Origin of the sequence: Pseudomonas sp. KNUC1026 (assembly GCF_021650705.1) — a bacterium.
Lineage (GTDB): Bacteria > Pseudomonadota > Gammaproteobacteria > Pseudomonadales > Pseudomonadaceae > Aquipseudomonas.
The window spans coordinates 4750934-4773217 of sequence record NZ_CP087138.1; the positions used below are offsets into that span (position 1 = coordinate 4750934).

Genomic DNA, 22284 nt, shown 5'->3' on the forward strand with positions numbered 1-22284 from the left:
TTCGCGCCTTAACCAACGATCAAACGCACATGGATTTAAATGCGCTCAATGGCATCGAGCATGAGTTGGCGAAGCTTTTTATCGAAAAGATACAACGCAAAGGCTGAGTCGGAAGACGCGCCCGCAATGAATGCGTCCTGGCGGAGAGGTTTTTTCGTAATTGAGCAGAGGCTGATGTCGCCACGCTGGCTCCGTAGAAACTGGCGTGCCGGAAACCAGAATCCGCTCAGTCGATAGCAGCCAACCTGCGCAAGCTTGCGCTCAGCCCGCTGGAAATCAGCGACCTCCATTCCTCGGCTCGCCAGGAGTTTGGCCAGGTCGCGGTACGACCGGAACGGCTTCGGTGGAGCGAGTTGTCGCAATACCCATATCCCGGAAACGAGAAGGCCCAACCATAGAGCCGGACTTGCCGGCTCCAGAGGGCTGGGCGCGATTGCTGCAGATGGGCGTTCACATAGCCAGGTTTGTCAATTGTGGAGCTGGACTGCACTAGCCGTCTGGAGAGGGGGAACAGAGGCTGCAATGTCTCGCGCAGGGTACCGCGCACCATCAATGGGATATCTACGGTCACCGCTCGCATGCGGTCGTTTCTGAGCAATAAAAAACCCCGCGTAAGGCAAAAGCTCAGGCGGGGTTGTTCGGAGCTTGCTTTCACCTTGTACCTGCGGTGCAGGATTATGAAGGGTGATGACTCCCTGATTCGTATGGCGCACTCGGCGGGATTCGAACCCACGACCCCTGCCTTCGGAGGGCAGTACTCTATCCAGCTGAGCTACGAGTGCAACGCGGGCGCCATGATACCCATCGCGGCCGCGCGCGTCCATGCCTGAAACCTCTGCAACGTTTTAACGAGCCGGCTGCTTATTCCAGCCCCTACAACAGAAGCGTTTCAGCCGCAAATTCGGGGCCGTTCTTTTTTCGAACACCCTCTTGTCCTTTATAAGCATAGAACCTAGCATCACGTTTGAGATTTCGAACGCCCTTGCGGGCTCTGTGGTGGGCGGTGAATGATTACCGCCCCCGCGGCCTCCAACTCAGGCCCACACAATAAACAGCGAGGCGGCAGCCCCGCCCCAAGGAACCTGACATGCAACTCAAAGACGCGAACCTGTTCCGCCAGCAAGCCTACATCGATGGCGCCTGGGTCGATGCCGACAGCGGCCAGAGCATCAAGGTCAACAACCCTGCCACCAACGAAATCATCGGTACCGTACCGAAGATGGGCAAGGCCGAAACCCGCCGCGCCATCGAGGCTGCCGACAAGGCGCTGCCAGCCTGGCGCGCACTCACCGCCAAAGAGCGCTCGGGCAAGCTGCGCCGCTGGTTCGAGCTGATGATCGAGCACCAGGAAGACCTGGGCCGCTTGATGACCATGGAGCAGGGCAAGCCGCTGGCCGAAGCCAAAGGCGAAATTGCCTACGCTGCTTCCTTCCTCGAGTGGTTCGCTGAAGAAGCCAAGCGTGTCTACGGCGACACCATCCCCGGCCACCAGCCCGACAAGCGCCTGATCGTCATCAAGCAGCCGATCGGCGTGACCGCAGCGATCACCCCGTGGAACTTCCCGGCAGCGATGATCACCCGCAAAGCCGGCCCGGCTCTGGCCGCCGGTTGCACCATGGTGCTCAAGCCGGCTTCGCAAACCCCTTATTCGGCACTGGCCCTGGCTGAACTCGCCGAGCGCGCCGGCATCCCGAAAGGCGTGTTCAGCGTCGTCACCGGCAGTGCCGGGGAAGTGGGCAGCGAGCTGACCGGCAACCCGATCGTGCGCAAGCTGTCGTTCACTGGCTCCACCGAAATCGGCCGCCAGCTGATGGCCGAATGCGCTCAGGACATCAAGAAAGTGTCCCTGGAGCTGGGTGGCAATGCCCCGTTCATCGTGTTCGACGATGCAGATCTGGATAAAGCCGTCGAAGGCGCCATCGTTTCCAAGTACCGCAACAACGGCCAGACCTGCGTCTGCGCCAACCGCCTGTACGTGCAGGACGGTGTTTACGACGCCTTCGCTGCCAAGCTCAAGGCTGCGGTCGAGAAGCTCAAGATCGGTAATGGCCTGGAAGACGGCATCACCACCGGCCCGCTGATCGACGAAAAAGCCGTAGCCAAGGTCCAGGAGCACATTCAGGACGCCCTGAGCAAAGGCGCCAAGGTGATCTCCGGCGGCAAGGCCCACACCTTGGGCGGCACCTTCTTCGAGCCCACCATCCTGGCCGACGTGCCCAAGGATGCGCTGGTGTCCAAGGACGAGACCTTCGGCCCACTGGCGCCGCTGTTCCGTTTCAAGGACGAGGCTGAAGTGGTCGCCATGGCCAACGACACCGAGTTCGGCCTGGCTTCGTACTTCTATGCCAAAGACCTGTCGCGCGTGTTCCGCGTGGCCGAGGCCCTGGAATACGGCATGGTGGGTATCAACACCGGCCTGATTTCCAACGAAGTCGCGCCGTTCGGCGGTGTGAAGGCCTCCGGCCTGGGCCGTGAAGGCTCCAAGTACGGCATCGAGGATTACCTCGAAATCAAATACCTGTGCATCAGCGTCTGATGCGCACGGGCCTGGCATAACGTTCAGGCCCGCTACCCCAGGCGCCAGGGCCCACGGCAGTCGATCATCGTATGCTGCGGTGGCCCACCCTGGCGCTCAATCCTTGAACCACGCCGACGATGAGCGGCGAAAGAGGACTGTCATGAGCAAGACCAACGAATCCCTGATGCAGCGCCGCATGGCGGCCGTTCCACGTGGCGTCGGCCAGATCCACCCGATCGTTGCCGACCATGCGAAGAACTCCACTGTCACCGACGTCGAAGGCCGCGAATTCATCGACTTCGCCGGCGGCATCGCGGTGCTGAACACTGGCCACCTGCACCCTAAAGTGGTCGCAGCAGTCGAAGCCCAGCTGCACAAGCTGACCCACACCTGCTTCCAGGTGCTGGCGTACGAGCCCTACATCGAGCTGTGCGAAAAAATCAACGCCAAGGTCCCTGGCGACTTTGCCAAGAAGACCCTGCTGGTGACCACCGGCTCCGAAGCTGTGGAAAACGCTGTCAAGATCGCCCGTGCCGCCACCGGCCGCGCTGGCGTGATCGCCTTCACTGGCGCCTACCACGGCCGCACCATGATGACCCTGGGCCTGACCGGCAAGGTCGTGCCGTACTCGGCCGGCATGGGCCTGATGCCCGGCGGTGTGTTCCGTGCCCTGTACCCGTGCGAGCTGCATGGCGTGAGCACCGACGACGCCATCGCCAGCATCGAGCGCATCTTCAAGAACGACGCCGAGCCTCGCGACATCGCCGCAATCATCCTGGAGCCAGTGCAGGGCGAAGGTGGTTTCTATGTTGCGCCTAAAGACTTCATGAAGCGCCTGCGCGCGCTGTGCGACCAGCACGGCATCCTGCTGATCGCCGACGAAGTGCAGACCGGCGCTGGCCGTACCGGTACCTTCTTCGCGATGGAGCAGATGGGCGTCACGCCGGACCTGACCACCTTCGCCAAATCCATCGCAGGCGGCTTCCCGCTGGCCGGTGTGTGCGGCAAGGCCGAGATCATGGACGCCATCGCCCCGGGTGGGCTGGGCGGCACCTACGCCGGTAGCCCACTGGGCTGCGCTGCGGCCCTGGCCGTGCTGGACGTGTTCGAGGAAGAAAAACTGCTGGAGCGTTGCGTCAGCGTTGGCGAGCACCTGACCGGCAAGCTGCGTGAGATGCAGGCCAAATACCCGGTCATCGGTGATGTTCGTGGCCTGGGCGCAATGATCGCGGTCGAGCTGTTCGAAGGCGGTGATTCGCACAAGCCGAACGCAGCAGCGGTGGCCCAGGTTGTGGCCAAGGCGCGTGACAAGGGCTTGATCCTGCTCTCCTGCGGGACCTACGGCAACGTGCTGCGCATCCTGGTGCCGCTCACCGCCGAGCAAGGCTTGCTGGACAAAGGCCTGGCCATCCTCGAAGAGTGCTTCGCCGAGCTGTAAGCCAAATGTGATCCATTCGGCAGAAAAGCCCGCCATTCGGCGGGTTTTTTTTGCGCAATGGCAAAATCGGGTCGTTAATGTTCTTACCTGCTGTAAGGGGCGGTAGATATTCGCCTCTCATGGAGACTCTGGATCATGGCCGAACCACATTCTGCAAAGCCCATCGTGCTGATCGCTGAAGCCGACAGCTGGGCCCGCGAGATGCTTACCCAATTGATGCTCGATGTACGCTGCGATGCCGAGCTGCTGGTGTGCGAAGACGGGCACCAGGCCTGGGCGGGCATCGCGAGGAGCCCGCATCTGATCATCGCTGCGCGGGAACTGCCTGGCATCGATGGCCTGGAGCTGTTGCGACGCGTGCGCAAGCAACAACGGCGTTTGCCATTCATTCTGATGAGCGAACGCAGCGATGCGGCAAGCGTGCGGGAAGCATTGCCGCTGGCGCCTACCGCCTACCTCACCAAACCCATGAACGTGGAAGCCCTGCGTGAGCGATTGCATGCGATGTTGCTCAACCCGGAAGAGGAGGTGTACTGCGAAACGCCTTCGCTGATGCCGGGCATTACGCTGGACAGCTACCTGGAATCGCGCCGCGAAATCTCTGACGGTGCCCCGGTGATGGCCGATGTACAGGCCGCCGTGAAGCGCAGTTTGCAGGCGCGCAACCTCGACCTTCGGCAGCTGGAAGAAGACATCCGCACCGATCCGCAAGTGACCGCCGTGTTGATCTCCGCCGCCAACAGCGCCGCGCGTCACCGTGAGGGCGTGGCGCAAACACTGATGCAGGCGCTTACCCGCCTGGGCGCAACGCAAAGCATGAACCTGATTCTGGGCCTTGCACTCAAGCGCAGCGCGCGGCTGACGGATCCGGCGTTGTCGGGGTACGCGGAGACTTACTGGAAACTGTCGCTGCACACCGCTGAATTCGGCCGCACGCTGGCGCGGCTCACGGGCATCGATCAGGAGCGCTGTTATTGTGCGGGCCTGCTCCACTGCCTGGGTGACCTTGCGCTGCTGCGTTGCTTGCAGGAATGGAAGCTGGCCGGTGGCGCGCTGGAGGAGGGGCAGATCCAACCGGCGCTGGACCGATTCGGCGCGGGGTTCGGTTCAGCATTGCGGACTCGCTGGCGGCTGCCATTGGAGCTGCGTGAGCTGATCGCATCGATCTATGCGCTGGGCGGCGGTGTGTACTCCCGTGACAATCTCGTGATGAACCTTGCGGGGCAGATGGCTCGGATAGGGCCGGAAGACGAGCAGCTCGATGCGGTGGCCGGTGGCAAGACTGCGCGGTTGCTCAAGATAAGCCGGGTAGACCTCGGGCGCCTGCGCAAAGCGCCTCTGGTAGGGGCCGCCGCCCAGTCGCTGGAGTGAAGATCAAGGGGAGCTAAGTGGCAGGCCGGAAGCCGGCCTCCCACTCGAATGAATCCCGGTACTGCAGCATTCGACAAGAAAATCGATCAGCCAATGATGATCTGATTCTTGCCCTGCCGCTTGGCCTGGTACATCGCCGCATCCGCACGCGCATAGAGGTTATCCAGCGCCTCATCGGTTTCAGTAAGCGTGGTCAGCCCCTGGCTCACCGTCACGCCGAACTGCTGGCCATCGCAGCTGAACCCCAACCGCTGGATTTCACGCTGCAAACGCTCGGCGATCTGCTGCGCCATTTCCAGCCCGCAGCCTGGGAACACGGCAGCGAATTCCTCACCACCGATCCGGCCAAACACATCGCCCCGGCGGAAGGTAGTCTTGCCGGCCTCTGCAATGTGCTGCAGCACGTTGTCGCCTTCCTGGTGCCCGTAGGTATCGTTGATCTGCTTGAAGTCATCGATGTCCAGCAGCAGAAACGACATGGGCGTGCCGTTGAGCCGCGCCTGTTCGAATTCGCGGTGGGCGCATTCGAAAAAATGCCGGCGGTTACTGCTCTGAGTCAGCACGTCCGTGGTGGCCAGGCGCTGCAGTTCGGCTTCCAGGTGCTTCTTTTCGGTGATGTCTTCGGTGATGCCGACCACCACGACATGCTCGCCGGGCGTTTGCTGCTGGCTGATGAAGCACTTGTCACTCACCCAACGGATCTGCCCGTCGGCGCGGATGATGCGGTATTCGCGATCTTCGATGGAGCCGCGCTCCAGCACCTCAGCCAGGCTGCGCTCGGCGTAATCCAGGTCATCGGGATAGATGCTGTTGCGCCACTCGTTGTAGTCGGCGAGCAGCAGCCCGGCAGAGCGGCCGAAGATGCGCTCATAGGCAGGGCTTACGTAGATCATTTGCTGGAGTTGCCAATCGAACGCCCACAGCACAGCGTTGACGCTGGCAAGCAGGGTGCTGAACAGGTATTCACGCTCACGCAGGCGCGCGGCTTCTCCTTGAGCGTGCATCAGCGCCAGCAGCGTCTCGGCGGCTTCCGGTATCGGGGTCGCGGGCGGTTGTGGCGGATGCTTCTCGACCATCATCACGGCTACTCGTCACGGTGCGGGATAGGCTCACCGGCGGGCGCCTGAGCTCTGGCCCACAGATGTTGCAGAACATGTCGTAAGAGCGGAAAAGTGCCCCGAAGTTCCCGCCTGGCGCCCCCGCCGGGGCGCCATATTGCCCCTGATCAATGCCCTGCTGGGCGCAGCGAATAGCTCTTGAGCTGCTGCGCGAAATCACGTAGCGCCTGAATACCGCTGGCTTCAGCCTCGTGAATCCACTGGCCGGTGGCGCCCAGCAAATCGTGACCATTGGCACTGGCTTTGGCCCAGATCTGTGCCAGGGCCAGGCGCTTCTCGTAGATCACCTTCAACGCCTGGCTGTGCTCGAGCATGTGCTCGATGCGCGCCTGGTGCTGCTCGCTCAGCAGGCTGGTTTCCCGTGCCAGCAGGCGCTTGGCGCGGCGAAAACGATGGCGCACAGAGGCGTCGACCTGGCTCAGCTCCAGGCGCACCGAAGGCGCGATCACCTGGCGGCGATATTGCGCCATCAACTGGAAGCGGTTGTTCACCAGCGCCAGTGCGGTGTCCATGTCCAGCAGGCTCTTGCCTTGCACACGATGCGGCACGGGCGCTATGCGTTGTACCTTGGCAAGGCGCAGGGCGCTGAGCACCCGGATCCAGAACCAGCCGATGTCGAACTCGAAGCGGCGTACCGAGAGCTTGGCGGAGTTGGGATAGGTGTGGTGGTTGTTGTGCAGCTCTTCACCACCAATCAACACGCCCCATGGCACAAGGTTGGTGGCCGCGTCGCGGCATTCGAAGTTGCGATAACCCACCGCGTGGCCCAGGCCGTTGACCACTCCGGCAGCCCAGACGGGAATCCACATCATCTGCACGGCCCACACGGTGATACCCAGCACGCCGAACAGGGCCAGGTCGATCAGCGCCATCAGCACGATCCCGCCCATGGGAAAGCGGGTGTAGAGCTTGCGTTCGATCCAGTCGTCCGGGCAATTCTTGCCGTACATGCGCAGGGTCTGTTCGTTGTCGGCTTCTTTGCGGTACAGCTCGGCGCCGCGCCGCATCACCGTGCCCAGGCCCAGCACTACCGGGCTGTGCGGGTCTTCGGCGGTATCGCATTTAGCGTGGTGCTTGCGGTGGATGGCAGTCCATTCGCGGGTGTTCATGCCGGTGCTCAGCCACAGCCACAGGCGGAAGAAATGCTTGACCGCCGGATGCAGCTCGAGCGAGCGGTGGGCCGAATAGCGGTGCAGGTAAATGGTTACGCTGAGGATGGTGACGTGCGTCATCAGCAGGGTGGCGCCTGCCACTTGCCAGGCGGAAAGGTCGAGCAAACCGTCGTACCACATGGTCTATAACCTCGAGATTGAAGCGCTGGTTGTTGTATCGGCAGCTTTGCCTATTGCAACAGCACGTTTGGCTGATATGGGCTGCGAGCCCAAAAGGCTTATAATCGGGCGCATCTCCGTGAGGGCTTTTCTGGTTTTATGGCTTCTCCCTACCGCAGCGCCCTGCTGGTCGCCGGCTCGTATTTCAGCGCTTCCGTGCTGTGGTGGCTGCTAACCGGCCGGCTATTGAACACTCTTTTCGACGACTTCGCGGCCATTGCCCATGGGCAAATGGTAAGTGGATATGTCTGGGCTGCTGTGAGCGCGTTGATGCTGTTCGTCTGGCGCAGCCGCCTTCTGCGCCTGATGGGCCGGGAGTATCGGGCACGCCTGGCCAACCGTGAACGGCTCAACATGGCCGCCGCCGTGTTCGACAGCACCCTGGAAGGCGTGCTGGTGACCGATGCCAATAATGTCATCGTGCATGTGAACCGCGCGTTCATCGATATCACCGGTTACGGCCAGGATGAAGTGCTGGGGCAAAACCCCAGCAAGTTCAAATCCGGCCGCCACGATGCCGCGTTCTACCACCGTGTGTATACGCAATTGAACGAGCAAGGGCAGTGGCGTGGCGAGATCTGGAACCGCCGCAAGAACGGCGAAATCTACCCGCAATGGCAAACCATCCGCGTAGTGCGTGATGAGTTCGCACGCATCACGCACTACGTTGCGGTGTTTTCCGACCTGTCGATGGCAAAGCGCTCCGAGCAGGAGCTAGCCCACCGCGACCACTACGATGCGCTCACCGAGCTGCCCAACCGTGCGCTATTGCAAGACCGCGTCGAACAGGGCCTGCGCCAGGCCCAGTCGGAAAAGCACGGCTGCACGCTGCTGATGATCGACCTCGATTACTTTCAGAACATCAACGACAGCTATGGCCACGGCCTGGGTGATCGAGTGCTGCGCGCGGTCGCCCAGCGCCTGAGTGTGCCGCTGAGCCCCAGCCAGACCCTGGCGCGCCTGGGCGGTGATGAATTCGCGCTGTTCGATGAGCACTGCGGCCAACTGGCCGAGGCTGCGGCGCTCGCGCGGCGGTTGCTCGACCAGTTGGTCGAGCCTTTCGAGCTGGAAGGGCGCTCACTGTTCGTCTCGGCCAGCATCGGCATCAGCCTGTTCCCCAACGATGCAAGCGACGCCGAACAACTGCTGCGCAACGCCGATTCGGCCCTGTTCAAGGCCAAGCAGAGCGGCCGCGCGGGTTACGCCTTCTACACCGAAGCCCTCACAGCGCAAGCGCAGCAGCGCCTGGAAATTGCCACAGAGCTGCGCCGCGCGATCGAGCAGAACGAGCTGCGAGTGTTCTATCAGCCGGTGGTCAATCTGCTCACGGGCGGCCTGGCTGGTGTCGAGGCACTGGTGCGCTGGCAGCACCCGGAGCGTGGCCTGGTGCCCCCGGGCGAGTTCATTCCGGTGGCCGAACACAGCGGGCTGATCGCCGACATCGACCGCTGGGTGCTCGCCGAAGCCTGCCGCCAGCGCGTGCGCTGGATCGAAGCAGGCTGGCGCGACGGCTTCGTGGCCGTGAACCTCTCCAGCCGCCTGTTCGGCCGGCCGGAGGTGGAATGTTGGGTGGCACAAACCCTGCGAGAAACCGGCCTGCCGCCGGCCCTGCTCGAGCTCGAGGTCACCGAAAGCGCGGTCATGGATGACCCTGACACCGCACTGGAACAATTGCACCGCTTGCGTGCGTTGGGCCTGCACTTGGCTATCGATGATTTCGGCACTGGCTATTCGTCGCTGCTCCGGCTCAAGAACCTGCCGGTCAACAAGCTGAAGATCGACCAGGGCTTCGTTGCCGGCCTGCCTGGCGACGACAGCGATGCGGCCATCGTGCGGGCGGTGATCGTGCTGGCGCGCAGCATGGGCATGACGGTGCACGCCGAAGGCATCGAGCATCCCGAGCAGGCGCGCTTTCTGCTGGAGCACCAATGCGAGCTTGGCCAGGGGTATGGTTTCAGCCGCCCGGTCCCTGCGGATCAAATAGAACTGAAAGGCATATAAGCATTCTTAAACAGTATTTTTAAGAATATTCGCCTCCTCATATAGTGCGCTCATCCCGGCGGTAAACGCCGGCTTTTCCCCGTGAAAGGAGCACCTTCATGAGCGCACCACTGCGTAGCGTCGATGGGCAGGACGAAGCCGCCGTCTTGCGTGAGATCCAGGCCGCCCTGCGTGACCTGCGTTTTGGCGCTGTGGAAATCACCGTCCACAACGCTCAGGTCGTCCAGATCGAGCGCAAGGAAAAATTCCGTTTGCAGAACTCCAGCGGCAAATCGCACTGACCGCTGCTGCCTGTCTTCACGCCTGGGCTGGCCTCATACGCCGGCTGAACACAACTAACTAGAACTGCCCCACGAATTGCCATCAGGAGCAACACACCATGTCTTTGCGCCGTTATGCACTGGCTGCCGCCATCAGTGCGGTTTTTGCGGGGCCCGCCATCGCCCAGGATTACAAACTGCTGAACGTTTCCTACGACCCGACTCGCGAGCTGTACGTGAAGTACAACGCCGAGTTCGTCGACTTCTGGAAAAAAGCCCACCCCGGCGACACCGTTGAAGTGCAGCAGTCCCACGGCGGCTCTGGCAAGCAGGCGCTGTCGGTGATCAACGGCCTGAAGGCCGACGTGGTGACCCTGGCACTGGCGGGTGACATCGATGCCATCGCCGAAAAAACCAAGAAGCTGCCGGCCGACTGGCAGAAGCAACTGCCCAACGCCAGCACGCCCTACACCTCCACCATCGTGTTCCTCGTGCGCAAGGGCAACCCCAAGGGCATCAAGGACTGGAACGACCTGGTGAAGGACGGAGTATCTGTCATCACCCCCAACCCGAAAACCTCCGGTGGCGCGCGCTGGAACTTCCTGGCGGCCTACGCCTACGGGCTGAAGGCCAACGGCGGCGATGAAGCCAAGGCCAACGAGTACATCAAGGCGCTGTTCAAGCATGTGCCGATCCTCGACACCGGCGCCCGTGGGTCGACCATCACCTTCACCGAGAAGGGCCAGGGCGACGTACTGCTGGCCTGGGAAAACGAAGCCTTCCTGGCGCTGGACGAGAACAACGGCGAAGGCAAATCGAAGTACGACATCGTTGTGCCGCCGACCTCCATCCTGGCCGAGCCGCCGGTGGCCGTCGTGGAGCAGAATGCCGAGAAAAACGGCAACGCCACCATCGCCAAGGCCTATCTGGAGCACCTCTACAGCCCGGCTGGCCAGCGCATCGCTGCGCAGAACTACTATCGCCCGCGGGACGAGAAAGTGGCCAAGGAGTTCGAGAAGCAATTCCCGAAAGTGGAGCTGGTGAAGATCGACGACAAGATTTTCGGAGGGTGGGCCAAGGCCCAGCCTAAATTCTTCGGTGATGGTGGTATCTTCGACCAGATCTATCAGCCGCAATAATTCACCGCCGTAGCACGAGCCCGGATCACGTCCGGGCTTCGTTCGTTCGAATAAAGGACACCTATGTCGCGTCGCATCTCTCCTGTCATACCCGGCTTCGGGTTGACCCTGGGCTACACGCTCTTGTACCTCAGCCTGATCGTGCTGATTCCGCTGGCGACCATGTTCATCTTTGCCGCCAGCCTTACCTGGGCCCAGTTCTGGGCCATCATCAGTGCCCCCCGTGTGCTTGCGGCGCTCAAGCTGAGCTTCGGCACCGCACTGTTCGCCGCCGTCATCAACGGGATCATCGGCCTGCTGCTGGCCTGGGTGCTGGTGCGCTACCGCTTCCCTGGGCGCAAGGTCATCGACGCGATGATCGACCTGCCGTTCGCTCTGCCCACTGCAGTGGCCGGCATTGCCCTGACGGCGCTTTACGCGCCCAACGGTTGGGTCGGGCAATTGGCGACCAGCCTGGGTTTCAAGATCGCCTACACCCCGCTCGGTATCACCCTGGCGCTCACCTTCGTGACCTTGCCGTTCGTGGTGCGCACGTTGCAGCCGGTGCTGGCGGATATCCCCCGTGAGGTCGAAGAAGCTGCCGCCTGCCTGGGCGCCAAGCCGTTCCAGGTGTTCCGTCACGTGCTGGCGCCTGCGCTGTTGCCGGCCTGGCTTACCGGCTTTGCGCTGGCCTTCGCCCGTGGGGTCGGCGAGTACGGTTCGGTGATCTTCATCGCCGGCAACATGCCGATGAAAACCGAGATCCTGCCGCTGCTGATCATGGCCAAGCTCGACCAGTTCGATTACCCCGGCGCCACTTCTATCGGCGTGTTGATGCTGGTGGTCTCGTTCATCCTGTTGCTGCTGGTGAACCTGCTGCAGCGCCGTGTCGAAACACCCTGAGGGCCCCGCCATGAGTTCGAATACAACGCTCGCCAACGCGGCGCGCCGCGGCAGCCCGGCAGCCCGCATGACGCTGATCGGCCTGGGTTACCTGGTGTTCGCGCTGTTCCTGCTGCTGCCACTGGCCATCGTGCTGACCCAGGCGCTCAAGGCCGGTGTAGGCACCTTCTTCGAAGCGATGATCGAGCCTGACGCCATCAGCGCGCTGAAGCTCACCTTGCTCGCGGTCGCCGTGTCGGTGCCGCTGAACCTGGTGTTTGGCGTATCGGCAGCCTGGTGCGTGAGCAAGTACCAGTTCAAGGGCAAGAGCATTCTGGTAACGCTGATCGACCTGCCGTTCTCGGTGTCGCCGGTGATCGCCGGCCTGATCTACGTGCTGCTGTTCGGCGCGCAGGGCCTGCTGGGGCCGTGGCTTGAGGCGCACGACATCCAGATCATCTTCGCCTTGCCTGGCATCGTGCTGGCCACGGTGTTCGTGACCGTGCCGTTCGTGGCCCGCGAACTGATCCCGCTGATGCAGGAACAAGGCACCCAGGAAGAAGAGGCCGCGCGGCTGCTGGGTGCCAACGGCTGGCAGATGTTCTGGCACGTGACCTTGCCGAACATCAAATGGGGCCTGATCTACGGCGTGGTGCTGTGTACTGCGCGGGCGATGGGCGAGTTCGGCGCGGTGTCGGTGGTGTCCGGCCACATCCGCGGCCAGACCAACACCCTGCCGCTGCACGTCGAGATTCTCTACAACGAATACAACATCGTCGCCGCCTTCGCCGTGGCCAGCCTGTTGTTGATCCTTGCGCTGCTCATCCTGCTGCTCAAGCAGTGGAGCGAAGCCCGCCTTGACCGCCAGCGCAACAGCGCCGCGGAGGAATGAACCATGTCGATCGAAGTTCGTAACGTCAGCAAACGCTTCAACAGTTTCCAGGCCCTCAACGCCATCGACCTGGACATCCAGAGTGGCGAGCTGGTGGCGCTGCTGGGCCCTTCGGGCTGCGGCAAGACTACCCTGCTGCGCATCATCGCCGGCCTCGAAACGCCTGACCAAGGCAGCATCGTATTCCATGGCGAGGACGTGTCCGGCACTGATGTGCGCGATCGCAACGTGGGCTTCGTGTTCCAGCACTACGCGCTGTTCCGCCACATGAGTGTGTTCGACAACGTTGCCTTCGGCCTGCGCATGAAGCCGCGCAACGAGCGGCCGACTGAAACGGTGATTGCGCAAAAAGTGCACGAACTGCTGAACATGGTGCAGCTCGACTGGCTGGCCGACCGTTACCCCGAGCAACTCTCCGGCGGGCAACGCCAGCGCATCGCCCTGGCGCGCGCTCTGGCGGTGGAACCCAAGGTGCTGCTGCTCGACGAACCCTTCGGCGCACTCGATGCCAAGGTGCGCAAGGAGCTGCGCCGCTGGCTGGCGCGCCTGCATGAGGACATCAACCTGACCTCCGTGTTCGTGACTCACGACCAGGAAGAGGCGATGGAAGTCGCTGATCGCATCGTGGTGATGAACGAAGGTGTGATCGAGCAGATCGGCTCGCCGGGCGAGGTGTATGAAAAGCCTGCCAGCGATTTCGTGTACCACTTCCTGGGCGACTCCAACCGCCTGCAACTGAGCGACGACCGCCACGTGCTGTTCCGCCCGCACGAGGTGTCGTTGTCGAGGCATGAAGTGGAAGGGCACCATGCCTCGGACGTGCGTGATATTCGCCCGTTGGGCGCTACCACCCGCGTGACCCTCAATGTGGAAGGGCAGCCGGACCTGATCGAGGTGGAAGTGGTGAAGGACCACGATGCGCTGGCCGGGTTGGAGAAGGGCCAGGCGTTGTTCTTCCGGCCGAAGGTCTAGCCCCTGAGCACTCTGTTCGAAAAAGTGGGAGAGCGGCTTGCCGCGCGACGCCGATATCAGCACGTCGCGCGGCAAGCCGCTCTCCCACAAAAAACTTCAAAAGCATTTCGGTTATTAATAAATAATTTCTTATTCCTTAACGAATATAAACCCTCTCCTTATACTGGCAACCGTTCCCCCGCATTCCCGGAGACGCTGCCATGCACGCCGACGCCATTCGCTACCTCATCCTGCCCGGCTGGCAAAACTCCGGGCCCGACCACTGGCAAACTCATTGGGAGCAACTGCTGCCCAACAGCGCACGGGTCGAACAAGCAGACTGGCAAGCGCCCGTTCGTAGCGCCTGGGTGCAGGCGCTCGACGATGCGCTGTCGGCCAGTGACCAGCCGGCCATGCTCATCGCCCATAGCCTGGGCTGCATCACCGTGGCGCATTGGGCGGCGCTGGCCAGCCCGGCTGCCTTGGCCAAAGTGCGTGGTGCGTTGCTGGTGGCGCCCGCCGATGTCGAGCGGGCCAACTGCCCGGCCGCGTTGGCCGGCTTCGCCCCCATCCCCCGCCAGCCTTTTCCATTTCCGAGCGTGCTGGTGGGCTCGGACAACGACCCGGCCGCCAGCGCTGCCCGCGCATTGGAGCTGGCCCGTGCCTGGGGCAGTGAGGCGGGCGTGCTGGCCGGCGCCGGCCACATCAACGCCAAGGCCGGTTTTCACCAGTGGGAGCAAGGTTTCGCCTACCTGTACCGCCTGCAAACCCGGCTGCGCCAGCGCGCTGCCTGACCTGACCGGAGCCTGAGATGTCCGTTTTCCAAGCCGGCCAGGAGCCGCTTCTGACCTTTTCCGACACTGAGCGCAGCCCGCTGTCGATCCGTGCACGCGCCCTGGTGTTCATCGACCCGCGCTCGCTGCAATTGCGCCAGGACCTCGAGCGCCTTGCGCCGACCAACGTGCCAGTGCTGATCCGCGGTGAGACCGGCACCGGCAAGGAGTTGCTCGCCCGCCACCTGCATAAAGGCAGCAACCGCGCAGGGCTGTTCGTATCGGTCAATTGCGGTGCGATCAGCCCGCGCCATGCCGAAGCAGAACTGTTCGGCTACACCGCTGGCACTTACGCCAGCGCGGCGGGCCGTACCGGCTGGTTCGGCTCGGCCAACGGCGGCACGTTGTACCTCGACGAAATAGGCGACCTGCCGCTGGGGCTGCAAGCCACGTTGTTGTCGGCGCTGGAGAACCACGAAGTCACCCGTGTTGGCGCGCAACACCCCACGCCGCTGGACGTGCGCCTGGTGGTGGCTTCGAGCATCGACCTGTCGCTGGCGGTAGCAGCGGGCAAATTCAACGCCCGGCTGTTTCGTTACCTGAACGAGGGGCACCTGGCGCTGCCGGCGTTGCGCCAGCGGCCGGGTGACATCCTGCCGCTGGCGGAGTACTTCCTGGGCATCTACTGCCAGCGCCTTGATTTGGCCGTGCCGGTGATCAGCGCTGAGGCGCAGGCGCAGCTGGAGCGCCACCCATGGCCTGGCAATACCCGAGAGCTTGAGAACGTGGTGCACTTTGCTCTGCTGGTGTGCGAGAGCGACCAGATCTTGCCGGAACACCTGAATCTGCTTCAGTTATAACCACAAACGTAAATGTTATTTCGCCAGCATCGAACATGACGGTATCGTTGCCGCCACGCCCGTAACCCGAGCCTAACCACTGGATTTCTCGATGAAAAAAACAATTCTGCTGACCGCCTTCTCCGCCGCACTGTCGTTCGCGGGCCTCACCCATGCAGCCGAGACCCTTAAAGTGGGTGCCACCCCCGTTCCGCATGCCGAGATCCTCGAGCTGGTCAAGCCGGTGCTGGCCAAAGAAGGCGTGGACCTGCAGATCAAAGTCTTCACCGACTACGTACAGCCCAACACCCAGGTTGCCGAGAAGAACCTCGACGCCAACTATTTCCAGACCCTGCCGTACCTTGAGAGCTTCAACAAAGGCAAAGGCACCAACCTGGTCACCGTGGTCGGCGTACACGTCGAACCCTTCGGCGGCTACTCGAAGAAGTACAAGAGCCTCAAAGACCTGCCTGAAGGCGCCACCGTGGCGATCCCGAACGAAGGCAGCAACAGCGGCCGCGCCCTGCTGCTGCTGCAGAAGGCTGGCCTGATTACCCTCAAGGACCCGAAAAACGCACTGGCCACGCCCAAGGACATCGCCGAGAACCCCAAGAAACTCAAGTTCAAGGAACTGGAGTCGGCCGTATTGCCGCGTGTGCTGGACCAGGTCGACCTGGACATGATCAACACCAACTACGCGCTTGAGGCCAAGCTGAACCCGGCCAAGGACGCACTGATCATCGAAGGCTCCGACTCGCCATACGTGAACTACCTGGTTGCCCGCCCGGACAACAAGAACAGCGACGCCCTGCAAAAGCTCGCCAAGGCGCTGACCAGCCCTGAAGTCAAAGCCTTCATCGAGAAGAAATACGACGGCGCGGTACTGCCGGCATTCTGATCGAAACTCCTGCCCCGCTTGCAGGAACCCCATCGCCAGAGCACAGTCGCATGCTCATTGGAACCGGCGTGCAAGGGAGCCTGCATGGGGCACAGGGGTAAAAAAGCAGCAGCATCGCTGCTGTTGATGGCCACAGTGGCGCTCGCCGCCTGTGGCCGCGAAGAGCCGGTAGAGCCGGATACACCGAGGGTGCAGGTGCTGGAGGTCAAACCCGCGACCTACAACCCTCGCGTGCAGCTGACCGGCGACATCCGCGCCCGGGTTCAGACCCAGCTCTCCTTTCGCGTCAGCGGCAAGATCACCGAGCGCAAGGCTGATGTGGGCGACCGCGTCACGCCCCGCCAAGTCCTGGCCCGCCTTGATCCCAAAGACCTGCAGAACAACGTCGACTCAGCCAATGCCGCTGTGCTGGCTCAGCAGGCCCGTGTGACCGAGGCCCGTGCCGCGTTCCAGCGCCAGGCCATCCTGCTGCCCAAGGGCTATACCAGCCGCAGCGAATACGATTCGGCGCAGGCGCAATTGCACGCCAGTGAAAGCTCGCTCGCTGCCGCACAGGCGCAGCTGGCCAATGCCCGCGAACAGCGCGGCTACACCGACCTGGTGGCCGATGCCCCCGGCGTTATCACCGCACGCCACGCCGAAGCCGGGCAGGTGGTGCAGGCGACGGCACCGATTTTCGACCTGGCTCGTGATGGCGCGCGTGATGCGGTGTTCAACGTCTATGAAGCGCTGGTGGGGCAGAGCGCCGAAGGCACGCCGGTAACCGTCAGCCTGCTGGAAAACCCTGCCGTCAGCGTGGTGGGCCAGGTACGCGAGGTGACGCCTGCCGTGTCGTCGCAAAGTGGCACCTTGCAGGTGAAAGTGGCTTTGCCCGAACTGCCGGCTGCCATGCGACTGGGCGCAGTGGTCAGCGGCAGCGTCGAGACGCCTGGCAAGGCCATGGTCGAGCTGCCATGGGCCGCGCTCACCAAGGACGAGCATGACCCCGCCGTGTGGCTGCTCAAGGATGGCAAGGTGAACCTGCGCAAGGTGAGTGTGGCGCGTTACCTCACCGGCAAGGTGATCGTGGCGGACGGCCTCCAGGCGGGTGATACCGTGGTGATCGCTGGCGGCCAGCTGCTGCATCCGGATATGGAAGTGGAAGTCGCCAGGCAGGTGAATCAATGAAGCGCCTATGGCTGATAGGGCTGCTGGCGCTGGCCGCCTGCTCGAAGGAAGAAACCGCCGAGCCCGCGCCGCGGCCCGTGTTGACCGCCCCGGTCGAAAGCCTTGGCATCGCCCATTGGGGCGCTTCGCCGGTGACATCCAGGCCCGCTACCAGAGCGAGGTTGGCTTTCGCATCGATGGCCGCATTGCCCGCCGCCTGGTGGACGTGGGCGATGAAGTGCACAAGGGGCAATTGCTGGCAGTCCTCGACCCCACCGACCAACAGAACCGGCTGCGCGCGAGCGAAGGCGACCAGGCCCGCTTGCAGGCGCAGTGGCTCAATGCCCAGGCCGATGCCCGGCGCCAGCAGGAGTTGTTCGACCGTGGCGTGGGCGCACGCGCCCAGCTCGACACTGCCACAGCCAACCTCAAGACCGCAGCAGCTTCGTTGGACCAGGCCAAAGCCTCGGCCAGCCAGGCACGCGACCAGCTCACCTATGGCGAGCTGCGTGCCGACCACGACGCAGTGGTCAACGAATGGCGTGCCGAGGCCGGGCAAGTGGTTGCCGCCGGCCAGGTGGTCGCGGTGCTCGCCCGGCCCGATGTGAAAGAGGCCGTGATCGACCTGCCCGCCGAGCTGGTGGACCAGTTGCCGCCACAGGTCGCCTTTCAGGTGCAGGCCCAGCTCGACCCGGCCACCACCAGTGCCGCGACGGTGCGCGAGATCGAACCCCAGGCCGACAGCACCACGCGCACCCGCCGTGCACGGCTGACGCTGGCGGAGCAGCCGCCAGGCTTTCGGCTTGGCACGCCAATCCGGGTAAGCCTGAGCAGCGCCATCGCCGAGCGCCTGCAAGTGCCTGCACGCGCGGTGCAGGAGGTCGACGGCCATCTGCAGGTCTGGCGCCTGGACAGCGCCAGCCATACGGTCAACCCGCTCGCTGTGCAGGTGCTCGACCGCACGGCCGACAACGCCATCGTTGCAGGCGACCTCAAGCCCGGCGACCGTGTGGTGACCGCCGGCCTCAATAGCCTCAAACCCGGGCAACCGGTAAAAGCCGAACAAGGACGCGCGCAATGAGCAAGGGTTCGTTCAACCTCTCCGACTGGGCGCTGCGGCATCAATCGTTCGTCTGGTACCTGATGTTCGTGGCCCTGTTGATGGGCGTGTTTTCCTACATGAACCTGGGCCGTGAAGAAGACCCGGCCTTCACCATCAAGACCATGGTGATCCAGACCCGCTGGCCCGGTGCGACCCAGGATGAAACCCTGCAGCAGGTCACCGACCGCATCGAGAAAAAGCTCGAAGAGCTGGACTCGCTGGACTACACCAAGAGCTACACGCGCCCCGGTGAGTCGACGGTGATGGTGTTCCTCAAGGACACCACCAGTGCCAAGGCCATCCCGGAGATCTGGTACCAGGCGCGCAAGAAGATCGACGACATCCGCGGCCAGTTCCCCCAAGGGCTGCAAGGGCCAGCGTTCAACGATGAGTTCGGCGACGTGTTCGGCTCCATCTATGCCTTCACCACCGATGGCCTGACCATGCGCCAGCTGCGCGACTACGTCGAACAGGTGCGCGCCGAGATCCGCTCCGTTCCGGGGCTGGGCAAGGTGCAGGTGATCGGTGCGCAGGACGAGGTCATCTACCTGAACTTCTCCACCCGCAAGCTGGCCGCCCTCGGGCTTGACCAGAACCAGGTGGTGCAGGCATTGCAGGCCCAGAATGCAGTGACGCCGGCCGGGGTGATAGAAGCAGGGCCTGAGCGCATCAGCGTGCGCACCAGCGGGCAGTTCCATTCCGAGCAGGACCTGCGGCAGGTCAACCTGCGGCTAGGCCAGCGCTTCTATCGGCTTGCGGACATCGCCGACATCCAGCGTGGTTACACCGACCCGCCCACGCCGTTGTTCCGTTTCAACGGCCAGCCGGCGATAGGCCTTGGCATCGCCATGCAGGACGGCGGCAACATCCAGACCTTCGGCAAGGCCCTGCATGCGCGCATGGAGGAGGCGACCCGCGAGCTGCCGGTGGGCGTGGGCGTGCACGTGGTGTCGGACCAGGCGCAGGTCGTGGAAAAAGCCGTGGGCGGTTTTACCAGCGCACTGTTCGAGGCGGTGGTGATCGTGCTGGTGGTGAGCTTCATCAGCCTTGGCCTGCGTGCCGGGCTGGTAGTGGCGTGTACCATTCCGCTGGTGCTGGCAATGGTGTTCCTGTTCATGGAATACAGCGGCATCACCATGCAGCGGATTTCCCTCGGCGCCCTGATCATCGCCCTCGGCTTGTTGGTGGACGACGCGATGATCACCGTGGAGATGATGGTCACGCGCCTGGAGGCGGGCGACAGCCGCGCCGACGCGGCCACCTACGCCTACACCTCCACAGCGTTCCCGATGCTCACCGGCACGCTGGTGACGGTGGCAGGCTTCGTGCCGATTGGCCTGAACGCCAGTTCCGCAGGGGAATACACCTTCACCCTGTTCGCCGTGATTGCGGTGGCGATGCTGGTGTCCTGGGTGGTGGCAGTGTTCTTCGCGCCGGTGCTGGGTGTGCATCTGCTCAGTGAAAAAGTCAAAAAACATGAAGAGAAAAAGCCCGGCCGCGTGGCGCGCGCCTTCGATGGCGGGCTGGTGTTCGCCATGCGCCACCGCTGGCTGACCATCATCGGCACAGTGCTGATCTTCGCTGTGGCGCTGTTCTGCATGCGCTTTGTGCAGAACCAGTTCTTCCCGTCGTCTGATCGCCCTGAAGTGCTGGTTGACCTCAACCTGCCGCAGAACGCCTCGATCAACGAAACCCGCCGTGTGGTGGACCGCTTCGAAGCATCGCTCAAGGACGACCCGGATATCGCCCGCTGGAGCACCTACATCGGCCAGGGCGCCGTGCGCTTTTACCTGCCGCTCGACCAGCAGCTGGAAAACCCCTTCTACGCGCAGCTGGTGATCGTCAGCAAAGGCCTGGAAGAGCGCGGCGCGCTGATGGCGCGGCTGAAGAAGCACCTGCGCGACGACTTCGTGGGCGTGAGCGGCTTTGTTCAGCCGCTGGAAATGGGCCCGCCGGTTGGGCGGCCGATCCAGTACCGGGTGAGCGGTCGCGATGTCGACCTGGTGCGCAAGCATGCGATGGAGCTGGCCGCGTTGCTGGACCGCAACGAACACATCGGCGACATGGTTTACGACTGGAGCGAGCCGGGCAAGGTGCTGCGCATCGACATCGCCCAGGACCGCGCGCGGCAACTGGGCCTCTCATCCAAGGACGTAGCCGACCTGATGAACTCGGTGACCCAGGGCCAGACGGTGACCCAGGTGAACGACAGCATCTACCTGATCAACGTGATCGGCCGCGCCGAAGACGCCGAACGCGACTCACCGGAAACCCTGCAGAACCTGCAGATCGTTACGCCCAGCGGCACCTCGATCCCGCTGCTGGCCTTCGCCACGGTGCGCTACGAGCTGGAACAACCGCTGGTGTGGCGCCGTGACCGCTTGCCCACCATCACCCTCAAGGCTTCGGTGCGTGATGCCGTGCAGCCCACCGACCTGGTGACCCAGCTGCAGCCGGAGATCGACCGCTTCGCCGAAGGCTTGCCGGATGGCTACAAGGTTGCCACGGGCGGCACTGTGGAGGAGAGCGGCAAGGCGCAAGGGCCGATCGCCCATGTAGTGCCGCTGATGCTGTTCCTGATGGCCACCTTCCTGATGATCCAGCTGCACAGCGTGCAGAAAATGTTTCTGGTCGCCAGCGTCGCGCCGCTGGGCATCATCGGTGTGGTGCTTGCGCTGGTGCCCACCGGCACACCGATGGGCTTTGTGGCGATCCTCGGCATCCTGGCGCTGATCGGCATCATCATCCGCAACTCGGTGATCCTGGTAACCCAGATCGAGCAGTTCGAGCGAGAGGGTTATCGCCCGTGGGACGCGGTGCAGGAAGCGACTCGCCATCGCCGCCGGCCGATCCTGCTGACCGCCGCCGCCGCGAGTCTGGGCATGATCCCCATCGCCCGCGAGGTTTTCTGGGGGCCGATGGCTTACGCGATGATCGGCGGCATCATCAGCGCCACGGTGCTGACGCTGATGTTCCTCCCGGCCCTGTACGTGGCGTGGTACCGCATCAAGGAGTGATGCGCTTACGCCTTGCGCCAGGCGCTCGCCAGCCAGGGTTGCTGCTCACGTGGCAGCCCGGCGGGGCGGTAGTAGTGCTCCAGCTCCTCGAAGCCGGCGGCCTGCATCACCTGGCGCCACTGCTCGATGCTGTGAAAGGCGCCGTAGCGCTGGCCCTTGAACCCTTCCTGGCCGTCGCCGCGTGGGTTGGAGCTGAGCAGCACGCCGCCGGGCTTGAGCGTGGCGTGTAGCTGCGCGAGCACGCGTGGCAGCTCCTGGCTCGGCACATGGAACAGGCTGGCATTGGCGAACACGCCGTCGAAGCGTTCGGCGGGCAAGTCGAGCGCCAGGAAATTCTGCTCCCACACCTCGCAACCGCTGGCGTCATGCGCCATGCGCACGAACGCCGCGCAGCCATCCAGGCCAATCGGCGAATGGCCAAGCGCCTTGAAAGTGCTCAGGTCGCGCCCGGGCCCACAGCCGAAGTCCAATACCGAGGCGTTGTCGGCCGGCAGGTAGCGCAGCAGGGTCTCGATATTCTGGCTGACATCATGGCTGGCGGTGCCTTCGCGAAACGCCTCGGCCACTGCCTGGTAATCGGCCAGGGTGCGGGTGCTGATGTGTTGCAGGTCGGCCGGGCTGAGCGCCAT

The 22284-nt window shown here is 63.1% G+C and carries 17 protein-coding genes, 1 tRNA gene and 2 pseudogenes; 15 read left to right on the top strand and 5 right to left on the bottom strand.

Annotated features, from left to right (window positions below):
• Positions 1-35: 35 nt before the first annotated feature.
• Positions 36-290, bottom strand: coding sequence for an Abi family protein (locus LN139_RS22380; RefSeq protein WP_236357067.1), 255 nt, complete (start codon positions 288-290; stop codon positions 36-38).
• Between the two features lie 415 nt (positions 291-705).
• Positions 706-782 (bottom strand) — tRNA-Arg (locus tag LN139_RS22385).
• A gap of 305 nt (positions 783-1087) precedes the next feature.
• Between LN139_RS22385 and gabD the strand changes: the two genes are divergently transcribed.
• The 3 genes from gabD to LN139_RS22400 all read left to right on the top strand — a co-directional run bounded on the left by gabD (position 1088) and on the right by LN139_RS22400 (position 5327).
• Positions 1088-2536, top strand: coding sequence for an NADP-dependent succinate-semialdehyde dehydrogenase (gabD, locus tag LN139_RS22390; protein ID WP_236357069.1), 1449 nt, complete (start codon positions 1088-1090; stop codon positions 2534-2536).
• Positions 2537-2678: 142 nt separating this feature from the next.
• Positions 2679-3956, top strand: a complete 1278-nt coding sequence (gene gabT, locus LN139_RS22395) for a 4-aminobutyrate--2-oxoglutarate transaminase (RefSeq protein WP_236357071.1) — start codon at positions 2679-2681, stop codon at positions 3954-3956.
• Between the two features lie 135 nt (positions 3957-4091).
• Positions 4092-5327: an HDOD domain-containing protein gene (locus tag LN139_RS22400; protein WP_236357073.1), complete on the top strand. Its 1236-nt coding sequence runs from the start codon at positions 4092-4094 to the stop codon at positions 5325-5327.
• An 86-nt stretch (positions 5328-5413) separates the two neighbouring features.
• On the opposite strand, the gene LN139_RS22405 is transcribed toward LN139_RS22400, so the two are convergent.
• Positions 5414-6403 (bottom strand): GGDEF domain-containing protein, encoded by a 990-nt coding sequence (locus tag LN139_RS22405; RefSeq protein ID WP_236360572.1) that lies wholly within the window; start codon positions 6401-6403, stop codon positions 5414-5416.
• Positions 6404-6552: 149 nt separating this feature from the next.
• Entirely contained in the window at positions 6553-7737 is a 1185-nt protein-coding gene (gene desA, locus LN139_RS22410) for a delta-9 fatty acid desaturase DesA (RefSeq protein WP_236357075.1), read from the bottom strand.
• A gap of 138 nt (positions 7738-7875) precedes the next feature.
• Here desA and dibA point away from each other — a divergent pair, with 138 nt between their 5' ends.
• The 12 genes and pseudogenes from dibA to LN139_RS22470 all read left to right on the top strand — a co-directional run bounded on the left by dibA (position 7876) and on the right by LN139_RS22470 (position 21655).
• Positions 7876-9777, top strand: a complete 1902-nt coding sequence (dibA, locus tag LN139_RS22415; protein WP_236357077.1) for a phosphodiesterase DibA — start codon at positions 7876-7878, stop codon at positions 9775-9777.
• 98 nt (positions 9778-9875) lie between these two features.
• Positions 9876-10058: a sulfur starvation response protein OscA gene (gene oscA, locus LN139_RS22420; protein WP_236357079.1), complete on the top strand. Its 183-nt coding sequence runs from the start codon at positions 9876-9878 to the stop codon at positions 10056-10058.
• A 98-nt stretch (positions 10059-10156) separates the two neighbouring features.
• A complete protein-coding gene (locus LN139_RS22425; RefSeq protein WP_236357081.1) occupies positions 10157-11176 on the top strand; it encodes a sulfate ABC transporter substrate-binding protein in 1020 nt (339 codons plus the stop codon).
• Between the two features lie 63 nt (positions 11177-11239).
• Entirely contained in the window at positions 11240-12058 is an 819-nt protein-coding gene (cysT, locus tag LN139_RS22430) for a sulfate ABC transporter permease subunit CysT (protein ID WP_236357083.1), read from the top strand.
• 10 nt (positions 12059-12068) lie between these two features.
• Positions 12069-12929, top strand: coding sequence for a sulfate ABC transporter permease subunit CysW (cysW, locus tag LN139_RS22435; protein ID WP_236357085.1), 861 nt, complete (start codon positions 12069-12071; stop codon positions 12927-12929).
• 3 nt (positions 12930-12932) lie between these two features.
• Positions 12933-13901 carry a sulfate/molybdate ABC transporter ATP-binding protein gene (locus tag LN139_RS22440; RefSeq protein ID WP_236357087.1) on the top strand — a complete coding sequence of 323 codons (969 nt, stop codon included), beginning with the start codon at positions 12933-12935 and terminating at the stop codon, positions 13899-13901.
• Positions 13902-14101: 200 nt separating this feature from the next.
• Entirely contained in the window at positions 14102-14674 is a 573-nt protein-coding gene (locus LN139_RS22445) for an RBBP9/YdeN family alpha/beta hydrolase (protein WP_236357089.1), read from the top strand.
• 17 nt (positions 14675-14691) lie between these two features.
• Positions 14692-15501 (top strand): annotated as a pseudogene (locus tag LN139_RS22450) (sigma 54-interacting transcriptional regulator); the annotation flags it as partial.
• Between the two features lie 103 nt (positions 15502-15604).
• Complete coding sequence (locus LN139_RS22455) at positions 15605-16390, top strand: MetQ/NlpA family ABC transporter substrate-binding protein (RefSeq protein ID WP_236357091.1); 786 nt, start codon at positions 15605-15607, stop codon at positions 16388-16390.
• An 84-nt stretch (positions 16391-16474) separates the two neighbouring features.
• Entirely contained in the window at positions 16475-17557 is a 1083-nt protein-coding gene (locus tag LN139_RS22460; protein WP_236357093.1) for an efflux RND transporter periplasmic adaptor subunit, read from the top strand.
• A pseudogene (locus LN139_RS22465) lies at positions 17554-18617 on the top strand (efflux RND transporter periplasmic adaptor subunit). Before LN139_RS22460 ends, LN139_RS22465 begins: the two are co-directional and overlap by 4 nt.
• A complete protein-coding gene (locus LN139_RS22470) occupies positions 18614-21655 on the top strand; it encodes an efflux RND transporter permease subunit (protein WP_236357095.1) in 3042 nt (1013 codons plus the stop codon). The pseudogene LN139_RS22465 and the gene LN139_RS22470 overlap by 4 nt, the downstream one beginning before the upstream one ends.
• Before the next feature lie 5 nt (positions 21656-21660).
• On the opposite strand, the gene LN139_RS22475 is transcribed toward LN139_RS22470, so the two are convergent.
• Positions 21661-22284, bottom strand: coding sequence for a class I SAM-dependent methyltransferase (locus tag LN139_RS22475; RefSeq protein WP_236357097.1), 624 nt, complete (start codon positions 22282-22284; stop codon positions 21661-21663).